This window comes from Paracraurococcus lichenis, from assembly GCF_030657435.1.
In the GTDB taxonomy this organism is placed as follows: domain Bacteria; phylum Pseudomonadota; class Alphaproteobacteria; order Acetobacterales; family Acetobacteraceae; genus Paracraurococcus; species Paracraurococcus lichenis.
In genome coordinates, this window is the sequence record NZ_JAUTWS010000015.1 from 143,289 (window position 1) to 161,459 (window position 18,171).

Sequence of the window (18,171 nt, forward strand, 5' to 3'; positions counted from 1 at the left end):
CGTGGAGGCGGGGCGCACGACGCGCCTTCGACGGCGTCGGGTGTCCCGGAGGGCGCGCTGCCCCAGGGACTGGATGCCCTTCGTTCCGCCGGGGATGGCGCGGCCGCCGGCCCGGCGCCGGGCAGCAGCGTCCCGCCTAAGGCCTGAGCCGGATCGCCTCCAGCGCCGCCTCCATCCGCGCGGTGAAGCCCGCGCTGTCGCCGATGCTGCGCCGCCAGGCCTCGCCGCCGGCCAGCACCGCCCGCGCCCGCGCATGCCGCGCGGGGTCGCTGCCATGCGCCACCGCCGTCGCCATATAGCCGTCCAGCGTCGTGGCGATGCAGTCCGGCAGGCCGACCGCCTGCAGCAGCGCCCCCGCCATGCGCGACGCGAAGGACCGGCCGGAGAGCGTGACCAGCGGCAGCCCCATCCGCAGCGCATCGCTCGCCACCGTGCCCGCATTGTAGGGGAAGGTGTCTAGGAAAAGGTCGGCCAGGCCAAGCCGCGCGAGGTAGCGCGCCGGCTCCGCCCGCGGCGCGACGATCAGCCGATCCGGCGCGATGCCGCGGGCCGCGGCATGGCGGCGGAGGGTCTCCTCGCCCGTCGCATTGTCCTCCGCCAGCCACAGCACGGCGTGCGGCAGGCGGTGCAGGATCTCGAGCCAGGCGCCGAAGACATCCTCGGTGATCTTGTAGAAGTTGTTGAAGCAGCAGAGGACGAAGGCGTCCTCCGGCAGTCCTTCCTCCCGCCGCGTCAGCGCGGGCAGGGCGGGCGCCCGGCTGTCATTCGCCTGGTAGAGGCCGGCCAGCGGCAGCGGCCTCGGCGCATAGTGCATTGCCTGATCCGGCGGCACGACCTGCGCGTCGCAGATCAGCCAGTCCAGTTCCGGCAGCGGCACGGGGCCGACATAGCCGAGATAGGTCGCCTGCACCGGCGCCGGCTTCCAGCGCAGCGCGCCGAGCCGCGCGCCCTGCGTCAGCCCGTTGAGATCCACCAGGATGTCGATCTCGTCCGCCCGGATGCGTCGCGCCGCCGCTTCCTCGGACAGCGTGCCGATCGGGACGTGGTGGTCGAGCGCCGCAATGATCCGCTGCCGCAGGGCGCTGCCATCCTCGCGGGTCGAGCAATAGCCGAAGACCTCGAACCGCCCGCGGTCGTGCCGCTCCAGCAACTCGACGATCAGCGTCCCCATGGCATGGCGGCAGAAATCGGAGGAGAGATAGCCCACCCGGATGCGGTCATGCCGGTAGCCGCCTTCGGGCGCCAGCCGCGCCGGTGCCGGCGGCACCTTGCGGGCGATCCAGGCCGCCGTGACCTCCCGCTGCAGGGCGACGTCGTCCGTCAGCGCCAGGATGCCGAGCGGGCCGGACTGCAGCACCAGGTCCCGCGCCGCGACGCCCGGGATGCCCGGCGCATGCAGCGGCCAGAGGCAGGATTTCTGCCGGATATGGCTCCAGTGCTGGACCACGTCGGGCTGCCGCGGGTCGGTCAGCAGGCTAGCGCGCAGGGCCTGCTCCGCCTCGGCATAGCGCTTCTGGCCCTCCAGCAGCCGGCCGCTGTGGTTGAGCAGCAGCAGCCGTGCCTCGTCCGGCTGCAGCGCGCCCTGCCAGGCGGCCAGCGCCGCCTCGGCCTCGCCCGACGCTTCCAGCGCCAGGCCGAGATTGACCGCGGCCTGATGGAGGTCCGGCTTGCGGGCGAGGGCCTGCCGATAGGCCTCGATCGCCCCCGCCCGGTCGCCGGCGGCCGCGCACTGGACGCCGAGGTTGAACCAGGCCGCGAAGGCGAGCGGCGAGGCCGCATTGGCCGCCAGCCAGGCGCGATAGGCGGGGATGGCCAAGGCCGGCGGCGCGCCCTCGAGCGAGGGCAGCAGCGCCTCCAGCGGCGTGCCGGCCGCGAGGTCGAGCGGCGCCATCAGGCGGCGCCGTCCCAGAACCGGCCATCCGCCGGCAGTGGCGAGAAGGCATGCCGCCGCGCCAGGGCCGCGCGCCAGCGCGCCTCGTAATCCGCGACGAAGGAGGTCTCCTCCGCGTCATGGTTTATGGCGGCGCCGAGTTCGAGGCAGGCGTCGAGATTGGCGAGGTCCGGCCGCGGCAGGCGGCCCGCCGCGAAATCCGCCCACATCCCGCGGAACAGGTCTTCCAGCGACCGCACCAGGCGCGGCGTGTCGAAGAGCAGGGAGCCCCGACGCCCCGCCACCAGCCGCGCCCGCAGCGGCGCCAGCCGCGTGCGGTCCTGCCCGAGGTCCACGGCGCGGCGCACGTAATCCTCCGGCGTGTCGCAGACCATCTCTGGCAGGCCGGCGGCGCGGACCAGGCTGGCGCAGACCCGCGCCTGGAAGCCGCGGCCCGGCACGGTCAGCACCGGGACGCCCATCCACAGCGCGTCGGAGGCCGTGGTATGCGCGCCATAGGGCAGGGTGTCGAGGAAGAGGTCGGCCAGGGCATAGCGCGCCAGATGCTCGCGGTTCGGCGCGAGCGGCGCGAAGACCAGCCGCGCCGGCGCCACCCCGGCCTCGGCGGCGCGGGCGCGCAGCCGTTCGTCCACCGTGTCGCAGCTCTTCAGCAGCCAGAGCACGCTGTCCGGCACCTCCCGCAGGATCGCCATCCAGCGGGCGAAGGTGAAGGGCGTGATCTTCTGGGTGCCGTTGAAGCTGCAGAAGACCGTCGCATCCTCCGGCAGCCCGGCCTCCTCGCGGGTGGGCGCACGCTCCGTGCCCAAGGGTCGTTGCCGGTCGTTCGGCTGGTAGCAGGGCAGGCGGAGGACCTTCTCCGAATACCAGCGCTCCTCGCCTTCCGGTACGATGACCGGGTCGGCGATGATGTAGTGGTGGTAGGGCGTGCCCATGCTGCCGGGATAGCCGAGCCAGTTGACGATGACGGGCGCCGGCCGGCGCGACAGCAGCTTCGTGCGGGCACCGCGGGTATGGCCGTTCACGTCCACCAGGATGTCGATGCCGTCCTGCAGCATCAGCCGCAGCGCCGCCTCGTCGTCCAGCGGGCCGATGTCGCGCCAGTGCTCCACGCTCCCGCGGATGCGGCGCTTCGTGTCGTCCTCCGCCGCGATGCCGCAGTAATAGGCGAAGACCTCGAACCCCGCGCGGTCGTGCAGGCCGAACATGTCGGCCATCAGATGGCCGATGGCGTGGTCGCGGAGGTCGGAGGAGAGATAGCCGACCCGCAGGCGCCGCCCGGGCACCTCGGCGATGCGGTGGGCGAAATCGGCCTCCGTCCGGAACTCCGCCGGGGTGCCCACCTCCCGCCGGCTATAGGCGGCGGCGCAGGCGAGCTGCAGCATCGGGTCGTCGGCATAGTTGGCCAGCGACAGCGGCGCGATCCGCCGCAGCAGCGCGGCGCGGTCCATCCCGGCCAGCGGTTCCAGCAGCGGCCAGGCGCATTGCCGTTGCCGCAGGCTGATCCAGTGCTGCACCACGTCGCGCTGGGTGCCGGGCGTCAGCTCCGCGATCTGCCGCAGCGCCGCCTCGGCTTCGGCCAGCAGGCGGCCGCCTTCCAGCGCCTGCGCCATCTGCTTCAGCGCCGTCACCTTCCAGGTGACGCTGTCGCCGGTCAGGCCGGCGAGGCTGCCGGTCACATGCGACCAGTGGCCCATCGCCTGCGCCGTGGCGCCAAGCTGCGCGTGGATGGCGCCGAGGTTGATCCAGGGCGGCAGGAAGCCCGGGTCCCGCCGGATGGCGGTGGCGAAGGCCTCCGCCGCCCCGGCCAGGTCGCCCAGCGCCGCCAGCAGGACGCCATGGTTGAACTGCGCCACCTGCAGCGCGGGGTCGTCCGGGTGCCGCGCCGCCCAGTCCCGGTAGAGCGCCGCGGCGGCTTCCATCTGGCCCGCGGCGGCGAGCGCCTGGGCCCGGGTGACGAGTTCGGCGATGCCCATCCTGCGCATCCCCCCTGCTGGCTCAGGTCCCGACGAAGAGCGCGTTGATCTGCGCCGTGCTCATCGCGCCGAGCTGGGTGGTGGTGAAGCCGGCGCATTGGGTATTGGTCAGCGCCGCGATGTCGGTGCTCTCCATCGCCTGCACCTGGGCGGTGGTGAAGGCCGCCACCTGCGTCGTCGTCAGCCCGGCGACCTGGGTGGTGGTGAGCGCGACGATGGCGGTGGTGTTCAGCGCCTGCAACTGCGTGGTGGTCAGCGCACCCACCTGGGCGGAGCCGAGCCCGACGATCTGGGTGCTGCCCAGCGCGCCGATCCCCGTGGTGGTGAGCGCCACCAACTGGGTCGAGGTCAGGGCGGCGAGCTGGGTGGAGCTCAGGCCGCTCGCCTGCGTGGTGCCGAAGGCATTGATCTGGGTCGTGCCGAGGCCGGCGAGCTGCGCCGTGCCCAGCGCGCCGATCTCGGTGGTGGTGAGGACGGCGATGTCCGTCGTCTCGATCGCGGCGACCTGGGTGGTGGTCAGCGCCGCGACCTGCGTCGTCGTCAGCGTCTGGACCTGGGTGGTGGTCAGCGCCTGCACCTGGCCCGTGGTGAGGCCGCGCAACTGCGTGGTGTTGAGCGCCGCGAGATCCGAGGTCTCGAGCGCCGCGACCTGGGTGGTGGTGAGCGCCGCGAGCTGGGAGGAGGTGAAGCCGGCCATCTGCCCGGTCGTCAGCGCCTGCAGGTCGGTGGTGTTGATCGCCGCCGCCTGCGCCGTCGTCAGCCCGCCGAGCTGGGTGGTGGCAAGCGCCACCATCTGCGTGGTGGTGAGAGCCTGCACGTCCGTCGTGGTCAGGGCCGCAAGCTGCGAGGTCGTCAGCGCCTGGACCTGGGTGCTCGTCAGCGCCTGGACCTCGGTCGTATTCAGCGCCTGCACCTGGGCGGTGGTCAGGGCCTTGACCTGCGTCGCGTTCAGCACCGCGAGGTCGGTGGTCTCCATGGCCCTGGCCTGGGTGGTGGTCAGCGCCGCGACCTGTGCCGTGGTCAGGCCGGCCATCTGGGTGGTGGTCATGGCCTGCAGGTCGGTGGTGTTGATCGCCGCGACCTGGGTGGTGGTCAGGGCACCGACCTGGGTGGTGGTCAGCGCCGCCACCTGGGTGGTGGTCAGCGCCTGCACCTGCGTCGTGGTCAGGCCCTTGATCTGGGTCGCGTTCAGCACCGCGAGGTCGGTGCTCTCGAGCGCCTGGACCTGGGTGGTGGTCAGCGCCGCGAGCTGGGTCGAGGTCAGGCCCGGCACCTGGGTGGTGGTGATGGCCTGCAGGTCGGTGGTGTTGATGGCGGCGACCTGCGTGGTGGCGAGGGCGCCGATCTGGCCGGTGGTCAGCGCCGCCATCTGCGTGGTGGTCAGCGCCTGCACCTGCGTCGTGGTCAGGCCGCGAAGCTGCGAGGTCGTCAGCGCCTGGACCTCGGTCGTGTTCAGCGCCTGCACCTGGGTCGTGGTCAGCGCGGCGACCTGGGTCGTCGTCAGGGCCTTGACCTGCGTCGCGTTCAGCACCGCGAGGTCGGTGGTCTCCAGCGCCTGGGTCTGGGTGGTGGTCAGCGCCGCGATCTGCGCCGTGGTCAGGCCGGCCATCTGGGTGGTGGTCATGGCCTGCAGGTCGGTGGTGTTGATCGCCGCGACCTGGGTGGTGGTCAGGGCACCGACCTGGGTGGTGGTCAGCGCCGCCGCCTGGGTGGTGGTCAGCGCCTGCACCTGCGTCGTGGTCAGGCCCTTGACCTGCGTCGCGTTCAGCACCGCGAGGTCGGTACTCTCGAGCGCCTGGACCTGGGTGGTGGTGAGCGCCGCGAGCTGGGTCGAGGTCAGGCCCGGCACCTGGGTGGTGGTGATGGCCTGCAGGTCGGTGGTGTTGATGGCGGCGACCTGCGTGGTGGCGAGGGCGCCGATCTGGCCGGTGGTCAGCGCCGCCATCTGCGTAGTCGTCAGCGCCTGCACCTGGGTCGTGGTCAGGCTACGGAGCTGCGAGGTCGTCAGCGCCTGGACCTCGGTCGTGTTCAGCGCCTGCACCTGGGTCGTGGTCAGCGCGGCGACCTGGGTCGTGGTCAGGGCCTTGACCTGCGTCGCGTTCAGCACCGCGAGGTCGGTGGTCCCGATCGCCTGGACCTGCGTGGTGGTCAGCGCGGCAAGCTGCGTGGTGCCGAGCGCGCCGACCTGCGTCGTGGTCAGCGCCTGCAGGTCGGTGGTGTTGAGTGCCGCGACCTGGGTGGTCGTGAGCTGCCCGACCTGGCTGGTGGTCAGCCCCTGCACCTGCGTGGTCGTCAGCGCCTGCACCTGCGTCGTCGTCAGGGCCCGGAGCTGCGAGGTGGTGAGGGCGCCGACCTGCGTCGTCGTCAGCGCCTGCACCTGCGTGGTCGTCAGCGCCGCGAGATCCGTCGTCGACAGCCCCGCGATGGTCGTGGTCGTCAGCGCCTGGATCTGCGTCGTGTTCAGGTTCGAAAGGACAGCCATCCTACGCTCCCAGCCGGCTTCATCGCCCAGATGCGACGCCGCCGCCGGCGCCTGGGCCCGCGCGCGATGTCGATGTCCGGCCCGGACATTCTGTCGGCACCGATCGGACGCAGGATCGCATGCCGTGCTTTGCGCAACGGTTAAGGCTCGCGCAGGCTCTCCCGCAGGCCGCGCAGCAGGGGGAAGAGCAGGTAGGAGAGCAGCCTCCGCTCCCCGACGCGGATCTCGGCCGTCACGGTCATGCCCGGCATCGGCCGTAGGCCTTCCGGCAGCGCGGCGAGCCGCGTCTCCCCGAGCGCCACCTGGGCCCGGTGCAGGGCGATGCCGGCGCCCTCCGCCGCGACGGAATCCTGGGCGACGGCGCGCAGGCGACCGCGCAGCATGCCGTGGCGCTGCCAGGGGAAGGCATCGACCTTGACCATGACCTCGTCGCCCGGCCGGGCCTGGCCGGTATCGGCCGAGCGCAGCGCGACCTCGGCGATCAGCGGCGCGCCGGCCGGCACCAGGGAGACCAGCGGCTCCGCCTCCCGCAGGACGGAGCCGGCGGAGCGCTTCGCCACCTCCAGCACCGTGCCGTCCTCCGGCGCCGTCACGACCGTGAGTTCCGCGAGGCGCGTCGCCTTGGCGAGCGCTTCCTCGGTGCGGGAGAGCTCGGCGCGGATGCGCACCACCTCCTCCAGCACCTGGCGCCGCCAGTCCTCGACCAGGCCGGCGCGCTCCGACTGCTTGGCGGCCAGGATATGCCGCAGCTCGGCCAGGCGGCCGCGGCCCAGCTCGCGCTCCCGCTCCGCCTGCAGCCGCGTCGAGCGCGCGGCGAGGAATTGCAGGCGGGAGCCGATCTGGCCTTCCAGCAGCTTCGCCCGCAGCGCCTCCACGTCGCGGGCGATCGCCACCTGCCCGGAGAGCGCGGCATCGGCCTCCTCCAAGGTGCGGATCGCCGTCTCCTGCGCGCGGATCTCCTCCTCGATCGAATGCAGCCGTGCCGCGAGCACCGCCTGGCGCCGCGCCAGCAGCCCGGCCTGCAGCAGCGCCTCGGCATCCTCCGCGGCGGCGAGCGGCGTGCCGGCCAGCTCCGCCTCCAGCCGCACGCGCTGCGCGGCCAGCGTCCGGCGCTGGGCAGAGAGCGCGGCGCGGTCGGCCTCGGCGAAGCTCGGGTCCAGCACCGCCAGCACCTGGCCGCGGCGGACGGCATCGCCCGGCTTGACCAGCAGCTCGCGGATCACCGCGCGCTCCATCGGCTGCAGCACGATGGGCGGGGCATCGGGGGCGAGGCGGCCGCTGCCGGCCACCACCACATCCACCCGGGCGAAGGCGGCGACCGCGATCAGCGCGACGAAGAGCGCGGCGACCAGCCAATGGAGCCAGCCGAGCAGGGGCGGCGGCGGCTCGGCCAGCAGCGCCTCCAACTCGTCCTGGAAGGCCGCGGCCTCCGGCACCGGGGCCGGGGAGGGCGCGCGGGTGCGGCGTGCCCAGGCCCGCCAGGCCGGCGCCCGGCGGGCGGCCGCTAGCGCAGGTGCCGTGTCTGCTGCTGCCATAGGTGCCGATAGATGTCGCAGCGCTCCAGCAGTTGCGCATGCGGGGCGAAATCCACCGCGCGGCCCTGCTCGAGCACCAGGATGGCGTCCGACTGCACGAGCGAGGCGAGGCGGTGCGAGACGATGACCATGGTCCGCCCCCGCGCGATCTCGGCGAGGTTGGCCTGGATGATCGCCTCGCTCTCCGGGTCGAGCGCGCTGGTCGCCTCGTCGAAGATCAGCAGGCGCGGACGGGTCAGCAGGGCACGGGCGATGGCGATGCGCTGGCGCTGGCCGCCGGAGAAGTTGCTGGCATTCTCCTCGACCATGGTGTCGTAGGCGAGCGGCAGGCGGTCGATGAACTCGTCGGCGCCGGCCAGCCGCGCGGCCTCCAGCACCTCGGCCAGCGGCGCCTCAGGCCTGGCGGCCGCGATGTTGTCGCGCAGCGTGCCGCGGAACAGCAGGTTGTCCTGCAGCACCACGCCGACGTTGCGGCGGAGGTGTTCCAGGTCGATATGGCGGATATCGACGCCGTCGAGCTGGATCAGCCCTTCCTGCGGCAGGTGGATGCCCTGGATCAGCCGCGTCACGGTGGTCTTGCCGGAACCGGAGCGGCCGACGACGCCGATCACCTGGCCTTCCCCGACCGCGAAGCTGACGTGGCCGAGGGCCGGGGTGGCGGCGCCGGGATAGGCGAAGGTCACGCCTTCGAAGCGGAGGGCGCCGGTGATGGCGGGGCGGGCGAGGCGCTGCTTCGCACTCCGCTCCGGCCGCGCGTTCATCACCGTGCCCAGCATGCGCAGGGACAGCGCGGCCTCCTGGTACTCGTTGATCAGGGCCACGATCTGCACCAGCGGCCCGGTGACGCGGCCCGAGAGCATGGTGAAGGCGACCAGCGCGCCGATGGAGAGCCGCCCCTCGAAGACCTCCACCGCGCCGATGCCGAGCACGGCGATCTGCATCAGCCGCTCCAGCATCCCCGTCGCCACCGTGCCCGCGGCGCCGATCCGCCCGACCTCGGCATGGCCGCGCACGGCAGCCGCCACCTGGCCGTCCCAGGCGCGCTGCCGCGCCGGCTCCAGCACCAGGGACTTCACCGCGCGCATGTTGTGCAGCGTCTCGACCAGATAGGCCTGGCGCGCGCCCTCCGCCGCATAGAGCAGGTTCAGCCGCCGCCGGAAGGCCGGCACCAGCCCGCCGATGACCGCGGCAATCGCCGCCGAGAAGCCCAGCACCACCAGCGTCAGCACGCCGCTGTAGAGGGCCAGCAGCACCAGCAGCACCGGCAGCAGCGCGGCGTCCAGCAGGGTCTGGAACAGCCGGCCCGTCAGGAAATGGCGCAGCTTCTCCGTCTGCTGCATGTGCCGCGCCAGCACGCCGGCGGCATTGCCTTCGAAGAAGGCGAGCGGCAGGGCCAGCAGGTGGCGGAAGGTGCGGGAGCCGAGCCTTGCATCCATCCGGTTGCAGGCCAGCAGCATCAGCCTCTGCCGGGCATAGGCGAAGACGCCGTCGAACAGCACCAGCAGGGCGAAGACCAGCACCACCACCACGAGGGTCTGGTAGGAGTGGTGCGCCACCACCTTGTCGATCAGCACCTGGAAGAGCAGGGGGATGGCGAAGCCGATCAGGTTGGACAGCACGGCCGCGACGGCGACGCCTGCGAGGAAGCGGCGGTGCCGCGCGATCTCCGGCAGGAACCAGCGGAAGCCGAAGGGCTGGTCCTCCTCCGCCCAGGAGGGGGCGCGGCGGCGGCAGAGCACCAGCGTGCCGTCCCAGCCCGCCAGGAATTGCTCCCGCGGGAGGAGCTGGACCCCCGCCATCTCCTGCGCCGGGTCGAGCACCGCGGCCATCTGCGACCCGTCCGGGCCGGGGACGACATGCACCAGGATCACCCAGGCGCCGTCCCGCCGCAGCGCCAGCGCCGGATAGGCGCTGCCGAGGCCGGCCGCCTGGTCCCAGCCGCAGCCGCGCAGCACGCGGGTCCGCAGCCCGAGCCGGCGCATGGCGCCCAGCACGGGGGGCAGCATGTCCGGGCCTTCCACGGCCGGCAGCTCCTCCGGCGCCATCTGCAGCCCGTGGTGCATGGCGACCAGGAAGAGGCACCGCAAGGCTGTCAGTTCAGGCGCCAAAGTCTCTCCGCCCCGGGATCCGCCGGGACGCTAGCCGCGCCCTGCTTGCGGCGCGGTTAAGCCGCGGCGCGCACCCCGCGGATCAGGTCGTGCACGAAGCCGAGCTTCCTGATGGCCGGCGGCGAGAGGACGAAGGGGTAGAGGTCGGCCGAGCCCATGCAGCGGTTCAGGCTGTTCACCGCGAAGGTCAGCGGCAGCCAAGCCTCCACCAGGGTCTGGATGCTCTCGACTTTGTAGGGGTCGAAGTCGATCTCGGCATCGAGGTCGTCGGTGCGTGCCACCTTGGGCGCGACCTTCAGCCCGAAGGAGGCCGCCATCTCCAGCGTGTCCACGATATGGAGGTAATGCGCCCAGGTCTCGGCGAAATCCTCCCAGGGATGGGCGGTGGCATAGGTGCTGACATAGGCGTTCTGCCAGTCGGGCGGCGGGCCCTCGTTGTAGTGGCGCTGCAGCGCCGCGCCGTAGTCCTGGCTGTCGTCGCCGAAGACGGCGCGGCAGGCCTCCAGCTTGCCGCCGTCGCGCACCAGCAGGTCCCAGAAATGATGCCCCGTCTCGTGCCGGACATGGCCGAGCAGGGTGCGGAAGGGCTCGCCCATGGCGGCGCGGCGGGCCTCGCGCTCGGCATCGTCGGCCTCGGCCAGGGCGAAGGTGATGACGCCGTTGTCATGCCCGGTCATGACCTTCGGCCCGCCATCGACCGGATCGGCCATGACGTCGAAGGTCAGGCCATGCTCCGGGTCCTCGGCCCGCGTCTTCAGCGGCAGGCGGAGCCGGCGCAGCGTGTAGATCAGCCGGTGGATCGCATCCTGCCACTTGCGCCAGGGCGGCAGGTTGGCGGCGATGTTGAGGTCCGGGATGGTGCGGTTGTGCCGGCAGGCCAGGCAGAAGCCGCCCTCCTCCTCCGACGGGACCATCCAGTTGCAGGCCTGCCAAGCGGCATTGGCGCAGAAGGCCTGCTGCCGGTCCGGCCGCACCAGCGGCTGCCAGAGATCGCCCTGCGCGGGTTCGAGCGCCGAGAGCAGCCCGATCTCCGGCAGGAAGCCGAGGACGTTGCCGGACTTCTCGCAGCGGGTGTTCTCGAAATAGAGGACCTGGTCGCAGGCCTGGCAGCGGAAGAGTCGCATCGGTGCCCCCGGAGGACGGCAGGCGCCAGCGGCGCCGTCCTGCGCAGGACGCGCGGGGCAGGGGGAAGTTTCGCAGGTGCGAGACGTGGGAGGGCGACTGTCGGCCGGAACGCGGTCCTCGCACCGGGCAGGGCGGCACGGCCCTCAGGCACCTCAGGCCCCTCGGAGGCCGCGCCCAGGGGGCAGCGACCCCCGGTGACATCCGCGCCCGGATTTCATGATCGTGCAGCCCGAAACCGGTGCATCATGCCGCCAGCCGTCCCGGACATCCTGCGTGCTCCGGCACCGCCTCAATACGGTGCCGATACCTGGGAGTAATGGCGCTATGTCGTCGGGCAATGACTCCTGCAGCTATTCCGTCGAAACCATCGCCGTGGAGGGTGCACGCGGCGTCCTCGCGCGGGGGATCAACAACCTCGGCACCGTGGTCGGCTTCTATTTCGATCCGAACGGCGAGCATGGCTTCGTCGACCGCGCGGGCCAGGTCGACAGCTTCGATGTCGACGGCGCGAAAGCCACGACTGCCTATGCGATCAATGACCGTGGCATCATCGTCGGAACCTACACGACCCCCGACAACGAGGAGCATGGCTACATCGACCATGCGGGCGTGTTCAGCACCCTCGATGCGCCGGGGGCCCGCCTGACCTTCCCGGCATCGATCAACGACAGGCACCAGATTGCCGGATGGAGCGTGTCGAGCGACGACGGCTCGACGCATGGCTTCGTCGAGAGGAACGGCGACTTCGTCGCCGTGGACTACCCCGGCGCCCGGCAGACCCAGGTCTTCGGCATCAACAACCGGGGCGAGATGGCCGGAACCTATATCGCGGGCGACTTCACGAGCCATGCCTTCATCGACGACCACGGCAACTTCGTCACGATCGATCCTCCCGGCTCCACCTATGCCGTCGCCACGGGGATCAACGACCGGGGCCAGGTCGTCATCGATGCATCCGACGGCGCGGGGTTCGATGTGTATGTCTACGAGCCCGGCCGATTCAGCCAGGTGACCTCGGCGGATCTCACGCTCAACGGCGCGAACGGCATCAATGACCGGGGCCAGATCGTCGGCACGGCCGAACTCAGTGCCCTCGTCCCCTATGTCGCGAGCCCCGCACATGGGGAGTTTCTGTGGACCTGACCGCCGGATGGCGTGACGCGCTGACCGGTGGTGTCGCCGCATCGGGCCCGGCCTGCGTTCCGGATCGCCCGGCACCGGACGGATGCGGGCGGACGGTGCCGGCGCCGCCCGGGGCGGCGGCGGCTGCGGTCCGCCCTCGAGCGGGCTGGTCTCCTCGGGGCGGCGCGATGACGGAACAGGTCGCGGCGAGGCGGCCTTCCCGGCCCGTTCCAGGTCCGAAGCTCCTCTCCGGCCTTGCCCCGGCGGCCCCGCATGCCCGGCCGCCGGCCAGGCCCTACCGGTTCGCCTCCAGCGTCTCCCGGCCCGCCGCCGCACTCGCGCTGCCGCGCAGCCACCCCGCGACCGCCGCCGCCACATCCTCGAGGCGCCGCTGCCGCCCCGTGTCGATCGCCACCGTCGCCGTGATCCCCGCCCGCAGCGGCGGCTCCCCCGGGAAGGGCTGCAACCGGATCCGCACCGGCAGCCGCTGCACCACCTTCACCCAATTGCCCGAGGCATTCTGCGGCGGGAGGATGGCGAACTCCGCCCCCGTCGCCGGGCTGATGCTCTCCACCACGCCGGTCCAGGTCACGTCCGGGTAGAGGTCCAGCACCACATCCACCCGCTGCCCGACGCCGACATGGGTCAGCGTCGTCTCCTTCAGGTTCGCCTCCACCCAGGGGCGGCGCTCCGAGACCAGGGCGAAGACCGGCGTCGCCGCCTTCACCTGCTCGCCGCGCTGCAGCCGCATGTTGACGATGGTGCCGCCGACCGGCGCCGCCACCACCGTCCGCCGCAGGTCGAGCAGCGCTTGGTCGCGCTCGGCGATCCGCTGCCGCACCGTCGGGTGCTCCTCCACCGGCAGGCCCGGGTCGCCCTGCAGGGTCGCCAGCAGCCGGGTCAGGCGCTGGCGGACCACGTTGATCCGCTCCTTCGCCACCTCGGCATCGCTCAGCGCCTCCTCCAGCTTCGCGGCCGGGGCCACGCCGCGCTGCGCCAGGTCCTGCTGCCGCCGCGCCTGGCGGGCGAGGAATTCTGCGCGGCTCTGCAGCTCGCCCAGCTCGCTCTCGGTCTCGCGGTAGGTGGCGCGGGCAGTCTCCACCGCGCTGCGGGCGGCGGCCAGCTCCGCCTCGGCCTTCTGCAGGACCAGGCGATAGGGTTCGGGGTCGAGGCGGATCAGCACCTCGCCCGCCTGCACCCGGGCATGGTCGCGCACCGCCACCTCCAGCACCCGCCCGGCGACCTCCGGCGCGACCTGGACGATATCGGCCTTCACATAGGCATTCTCGGCGGTGACGTAGCGGCCGCCGCGCTGCCAGACCACCGCCGCGGCGGCCAGCGCCAGCAGCGGCACGCCGGCCAGCAGGACCAGGCGCAGCAGCCGGCGGGGGAGGGGGCGCGGCCCGCTCATGGCGCCGCCCCCGGACGCCGCTCCGCCTCCGCCGGCCGACGCGCGCCCATCGCCAGCACCGTCGCCTTCACCCGCTCCAGCATCCCGGTCAGCGCGGCGCGCTCGGCCTCCTCCAGCTCGGCCAGGGCGTCGTCGAGGAACCGCTCGGCGATCAGGCCCATCTCGGTCTGGACCCGCTCGGCCTCCTCCGTCAGGTGGAGCCGGTTGACGCGCCGGTCCGCCGGGTCGGGGCGGCGGACCAGCCAGCCGCGGCGCTCCATCCGGTCGACCATCCGGCCGGCGGTCGCCCGCTCCACCTCCAGCATCTCGGCGAGCTCGGACTGGCTGATACCGGGGTGCCGGTGCAGCCGGCTGAGCACCAGCCATTGCGACCGGGTCAGCCCGATCCGCCGCACCCGCCGGTCGAAGGAGGCGCGCATCAGCCGCGCCACATCGGCGATCAGGAAGCCGATATGGCGGCGGTCATCGGTGCTCGGCACGGGCGCTTCCTGGACGCGGCACGGGGCTTCGCCTCGTTTGTTGCTCAAGTCATCATCATCCGGCACACTTTCGTCAAGGTTACAAGGACGGGACCGCCCGCGCGCGATGGCCGAGCCGCCGGAGAGCTTCGAACAGCCCGTCCTCCGCCGGATCCTGATCCTGGCGGCGGTGGTCATGGGCTCGACCCTCTACGCCACCACCCTGCTGGTCGCCTCCACCCTGCTGCCGCAGATGCAGGGCAGCATGGCGGCGACGCCGGACGAGATCGCCTGGACCACCACCTTCAACATCCTGGCGACCGCCATCGCCACGCCGACCAGCGGCTTCCTCGCGGCCCGCTTCGGCCGGCGGCGGGTGATGCTGGCCAGCGTCATCGGCTCGACCCTCGCCACCTGGCTCTGCGGCCAGGCGGAGAGCCTGGAGGCGCTGGTCCTCTGGCGCGTCCTGCAGGGCGGCATCGGTGCGCCGATGATACCCCTGGCCAATGCCACGGTGCTGGACAGCTTCCCCGTCCGGCAGCGCGGCATGGTCAGCTCCATCTTCGGCATGACGGTGGTGCTGGGCCCGGTGATCGGCCCGGTCTTCGGCGGCATGCTGGCCGAGGCCTACAACTGGCGCTGGGCCTTCTTCATGATCGTCCCGGCCGGGGCGCTGGCCGCCCTCGCGCTCTGGGCGGTGCTGCCGCCGGACCGGAAGGGGGCGCGGGTGCCGATGGACTGGACCGGCTTCCTCGCGCTCGCCACCTGCATCGCCTGCCTGCAACTCGTCTTTTCCCGCGGCCAGCGGCTGGACTGGCTGGAGAGCCCGGAGATCGTCGCGGAGTGCCTCGTCGCGGCGCTCGCCTTCTGGGTCTTCCTCGCGCATTCGCTGACCACGGCGCGGCCATTCCTGAACCTCCGCCTGCTGCTCGACCGCAACTACGCCCTCGGCCTGGTGCTGGTGACGATCTACGGCATGGTGAACTTCACCCCCATCGTCCTGCTGCCGACCCTGCTGCAATCCCATGCCGGCTATCCCGACAGCATCATCGGCCAGATCGTCGGCTATCGCGGCATCGGCGGCGTGCTCGGCTTCGGCAGCACCCTGCTGATCGGCCGCTTCGACCCCAGGGTCGGCATGTCGGCCGGCTTCGGCCTGCTGGTCGTCTCCGGCCTCTGGCTGATGCGCCTCGACCTCAACGTGGACGTGGACACGCTGCTGCTGAACGCCGTGCTGCAGGGCGTCGCGGTCGGCATCATCTGGGTGCCGCTGACGGTGCTGACCTTCCGCACGCTCGACCCGGGCGCGACGGCGGAGGCGATGTCGGTCTTCCACCTCCTGCGCAACCTCGGCTCGAGCCTCTTCATCTCCCTCAGCGTGACGGAGATCGTGCGGTCGCAGACCCGGAACTACGCGCGGATGACGGAGCAGGTGACGCCCTATGCCGAGCCGCTCTCGCTGCCGCAGGTCATGGGCGGCTGGAGCACGGAGACGCTGCAGGGCCTGGCGCGGCTGTCGCGGGAGATCGACCGGCAGGCCGCGATGATCGGCTACCTCAATGCCTTCGGGCTCAGCATGGCGGCCTCGGCGGTCGCCATCCTCTTCGTGCTGCTGGCGAAGGGCAGGCCGCGGGCGGCGGCGGGCTGACCGCCACCCGCGCCCGGTTCAGAACGCCCCGCCGAAGCTGAGCAGCCGGCGCAGGTCGGCCCCGGTGAAGCCATCGGCCGGCAGGTTCATCAGCGCCGCCTGCAGCAGCAGGTAGAGATCCTTCGAGACGGTCTGCGCCGCGCCGAGCGCCCCCGGCAGCGGCGCGCGGAATTCCTCCTCGTAGAGCCGGTCGAACAGCAGGCTCTGCAGGGCCGCGGCGCGCGGGTCGTCCGGCGTGCTGGTCAGCTCCAGCAGCCCGTCCGGCGTGCCGTAGTCGTAGAACTCGGTCTGCAGCGTCTCCGGCCTGATGGCGCCGGTCACCGGGTTCCACTTGGCATAGGTCACCAGCTTGCTGTCCGGCGTGCGGATGCCCAGCACATGCAGCGGTGCGTCGTTGAAATTGTAGAAGCCGGGCACGAGCTCGTCGGTGGCGATCAGCACATGGTCCCGCCCCGGCGCCCGGGTCGAGCGGAGCATCGCCAGCATGTCGTGCCGGCCGCCATAGATCTGCTGGAGCTGTCCGGTCATCCAGTCCCGGCTGCCGAGATTGCCGAGGCCGACCAGGAAGGTCAGCATGTCGACGGAGGAGGTGAGGCCGGTGCGGATCGTCTCCACCTCGCCGGTGAAGCGGTGGCTCGGGTCGACCACGATGAGCGGGATGTGGAAGGGCTCCTCGTAGCCGCTGCCCACTTTGCCGGCGACGAAGCCATGCGCGCCGGCATATTCGCCGTGGTCGGAGCCGAAGATGATCACCGTGTTCTCGGCGACGTCATGCGGCAGGGCGGCGAGGATCTCGCCGATCCGCTGGTCGACGATCGACATGACCTGGTTGTAGCTGTCGAGGGCGCGCTGCCAGTAACGGAAGGGCGCGAGGCCGATCGCGGTGCCGGCCAGCCCGGGATAGTTCTGCATGGAGAAGCCGGTCTGCCGCGGCTCGTCCGCCACGCCGCCCCAGACGGCGGCGGAGAAGGTGCGGGCGAAATACTGCAGGCTGGGCTTGTTGGCCTGGAGCTGCCCGCCGGATTCCCAGTTCCGCGGCAGCACCGGCATGCCGGTCGGCGGCACCGTCTTCAGCGGGTTGGCGTCCCAGGGCACATCAGGCGGATCGTCCGGCGTCGAGTATTTCAGGATCGGCTGCGGCGAGGTGCCATCCGGGAACATGGCGTTGTAGGTCTGGAATTCCGTGCCGGCCCAGAAGAATTGCTGGTCGTGCGGGTTCACCAGCCCGACCGTCAGGCACCAGGGCTGCTCCCCCGGGCGCCGCGCCGACAGGTACTCCACCGCCTGATCCGTGATGTTCTGGTCATTGAGGTAGCCGTTCGGCGGGTCGCCCACCGTGCCCTGCAGGTTGGAGCCATCGGGGTCCGGATAGGTCAGCCCCTCGAAGCCGTAGATCTCCAATCGCGTCGGCCGCTTCGTCGGGATCGAGGCATGCCACTTGCCGATATAGGGCGTGCTGTAGCCGGCGCGGCGCAGGAGCTTGCCATAGGTCGGATAGGCCGGGTTCAGCGGCGGGGTGGGGGAGGCATTGCCGATGAAGCTGTTCTTGATGGTCTGCAGCAGCCAGGACTGCTGGCTGTAGAGGCCCGAGATCAGCACGCCGCGCGCCGGCGAGCAGGCCGAGGCGGCGGTGTAATGGCTGCCGAACTTCACCCCCTTCTGCCAGAGCCTGTAGACATTGGGCATGAAGCGGGCGAGGAACTGCCCGGCGTCGGTGACGCCTTCGGGGAAGACGCAGGGGTAGCGCAGCTCGTCCACCAGGATGAACAGGATATTGGGCTGCGGCCCCGGCACCGGCCCGCCTTCGGTGGCGGCGGCAGGATGCGGCGCCAGCCCTTCCGCGGCCAGCGCGCCGCCGGCCGCGACGCCGGCCGATTTCAGGAATTTCCTGCGGTCCATATCCGATCCTCCCAAATATGGCATGGGCCGGGCATGCGTCGGGATCGGCGGCCGCGCGGCGCGAACCCACCCCGCGCCGTCCACGGCGAAGGCTGACGTCGAACCATCCCGGTAGGTCCGCATCCGCCCCGGGGCGCGGTGACGCCCGGGTGCCCGAGGCATGGCCATGCCCGGCGAAGCGCACCGATGGAAGGCGGCAGGGGCTGGAATGGAACAGGGCTGGTTCGGGGCGAACCTTACGCTTTGGCGTCGGTTCGCCGAGAATATTCTTTGTTCGAATAACTCACGATTCAGCGATGCCTCGGCCCCGGTAGCTGTCCGGGAGGACGGCAGGACAGCAAGCCCGGAGACGAGCCGGACGGATCCGGGGCACCGCTGTTCGAGACGGCATGAAAGCCTGCCTCTGCCGGTCAGTCCTGGCCTGCACCTGGCATCACCCTCGGTCCGACGCCGCCCGGTCCCGGATCGGAGCGAGCGGGCCCGAGGGGAAACCCGCGCGCCCGAAGGTCGGCGAGGCTG

The 18,171-nt window shown here is 71.8% G+C and carries 11 protein-coding genes; 2 read left to right on the forward strand and 9 right to left on the reverse strand.

Going from position 1 to position 18,171, the window contains the following annotated elements:
* Window positions 1–136 precede the first annotated feature (136 nt).
* The 6 genes from Q7A36_RS17360 to Q7A36_RS17385 form a co-directional block, all read right to left on the reverse strand.
* Window positions 137–1,891, reverse strand: a complete 1,755-nt coding sequence (locus Q7A36_RS17360; RefSeq protein WP_305104985.1) for an O-linked N-acetylglucosamine transferase, SPINDLY family protein — start codon at window positions 1,889–1,891, stop codon at window positions 137–139.
* Complete coding sequence (locus Q7A36_RS17365; protein ID WP_305104986.1) at window positions 1,891–3,864, reverse strand: O-linked N-acetylglucosamine transferase, SPINDLY family protein; 1,974 nt, start codon at window positions 3,862–3,864, stop codon at window positions 1,891–1,893. Before Q7A36_RS17365 ends, Q7A36_RS17360 begins: the two co-directional genes overlap by 1 nt.
* A gap of 22 nt (window positions 3,865–3,886) precedes the next feature.
* The gene (locus tag Q7A36_RS17370) at window positions 3,887–6,346 is read right to left on the reverse strand and encodes a beta strand repeat-containing protein (protein ID WP_305104987.1); all 2,460 of its coding nucleotides are present in this window, start codon (window positions 6,344–6,346) and stop codon (window positions 3,887–3,889) included.
* Window positions 6,347–6,486: 140 nt separating this feature from the next.
* Entirely contained in the window at window positions 6,487–7,782 is a 1,296-nt protein-coding gene (locus Q7A36_RS17375) for an HlyD family type I secretion periplasmic adaptor subunit (protein ID WP_305104988.1), read from the reverse strand.
* Window positions 7,783–7,850: 68 nt separating this feature from the next.
* Window positions 7,851–9,968 carry a peptidase domain-containing ABC transporter gene (locus tag Q7A36_RS17380; RefSeq protein ID WP_305104989.1) on the reverse strand — a complete coding sequence of 706 codons (2,118 nt, stop codon included), beginning with the start codon at window positions 9,966–9,968 and terminating at the stop codon, window positions 7,851–7,853.
* A gap of 77 nt (window positions 9,969–10,045) precedes the next feature.
* A complete protein-coding gene (locus Q7A36_RS17385) occupies window positions 10,046–11,113 on the reverse strand; it encodes a zinc-binding metallopeptidase family protein (protein ID WP_305104990.1) in 1,068 nt (355 codons plus the stop codon).
* Window positions 11,114–11,438: 325 nt separating this feature from the next.
* On the opposite strand from Q7A36_RS17385, the gene Q7A36_RS17390 reads away from it, so the two are divergent.
* Window positions 11,439–12,257, forward strand: coding sequence for a DUF3466 family protein (locus Q7A36_RS17390; protein ID WP_305104991.1), 819 nt, complete (start codon window positions 11,439–11,441; stop codon window positions 12,255–12,257).
* Window positions 12,258–12,531: 274 nt separating this feature from the next.
* On the opposite strand, the gene Q7A36_RS17395 is transcribed toward Q7A36_RS17390, so the two are convergent.
* Together Q7A36_RS17395 and Q7A36_RS17400 are read right to left on the reverse strand one after the other, a co-directional pair.
* Complete coding sequence (locus Q7A36_RS17395) at window positions 12,532–13,647, reverse strand: HlyD family secretion protein (RefSeq protein WP_305104992.1); 1,116 nt, start codon at window positions 13,645–13,647, stop codon at window positions 12,532–12,534.
* A complete protein-coding gene (locus tag Q7A36_RS17400; RefSeq protein ID WP_305104993.1) occupies window positions 13,644–14,126 on the reverse strand; it encodes a MarR family winged helix-turn-helix transcriptional regulator in 483 nt (160 codons plus the stop codon). Before Q7A36_RS17400 ends, Q7A36_RS17395 begins: the two co-directional genes overlap by 4 nt.
* Before the next feature lie 106 nt (window positions 14,127–14,232).
* Here Q7A36_RS17400 and Q7A36_RS17405 point away from each other — a divergent pair, with 106 nt between their 5' ends.
* Window positions 14,233–15,753, forward strand: coding sequence for a DHA2 family efflux MFS transporter permease subunit (locus tag Q7A36_RS17405; RefSeq protein ID WP_305104994.1), 1,521 nt, complete (start codon window positions 14,233–14,235; stop codon window positions 15,751–15,753).
* Between the two features lie 18 nt (window positions 15,754–15,771).
* On the opposite strand, the gene Q7A36_RS17410 is transcribed toward Q7A36_RS17405, so the two are convergent.
* Complete coding sequence (locus Q7A36_RS17410) at window positions 15,772–17,652, reverse strand: sulfatase-like hydrolase/transferase (protein ID WP_305104995.1); 1,881 nt, start codon at window positions 17,650–17,652, stop codon at window positions 15,772–15,774.
* Window positions 17,653–18,171: the final 519 nt, after the last annotated feature.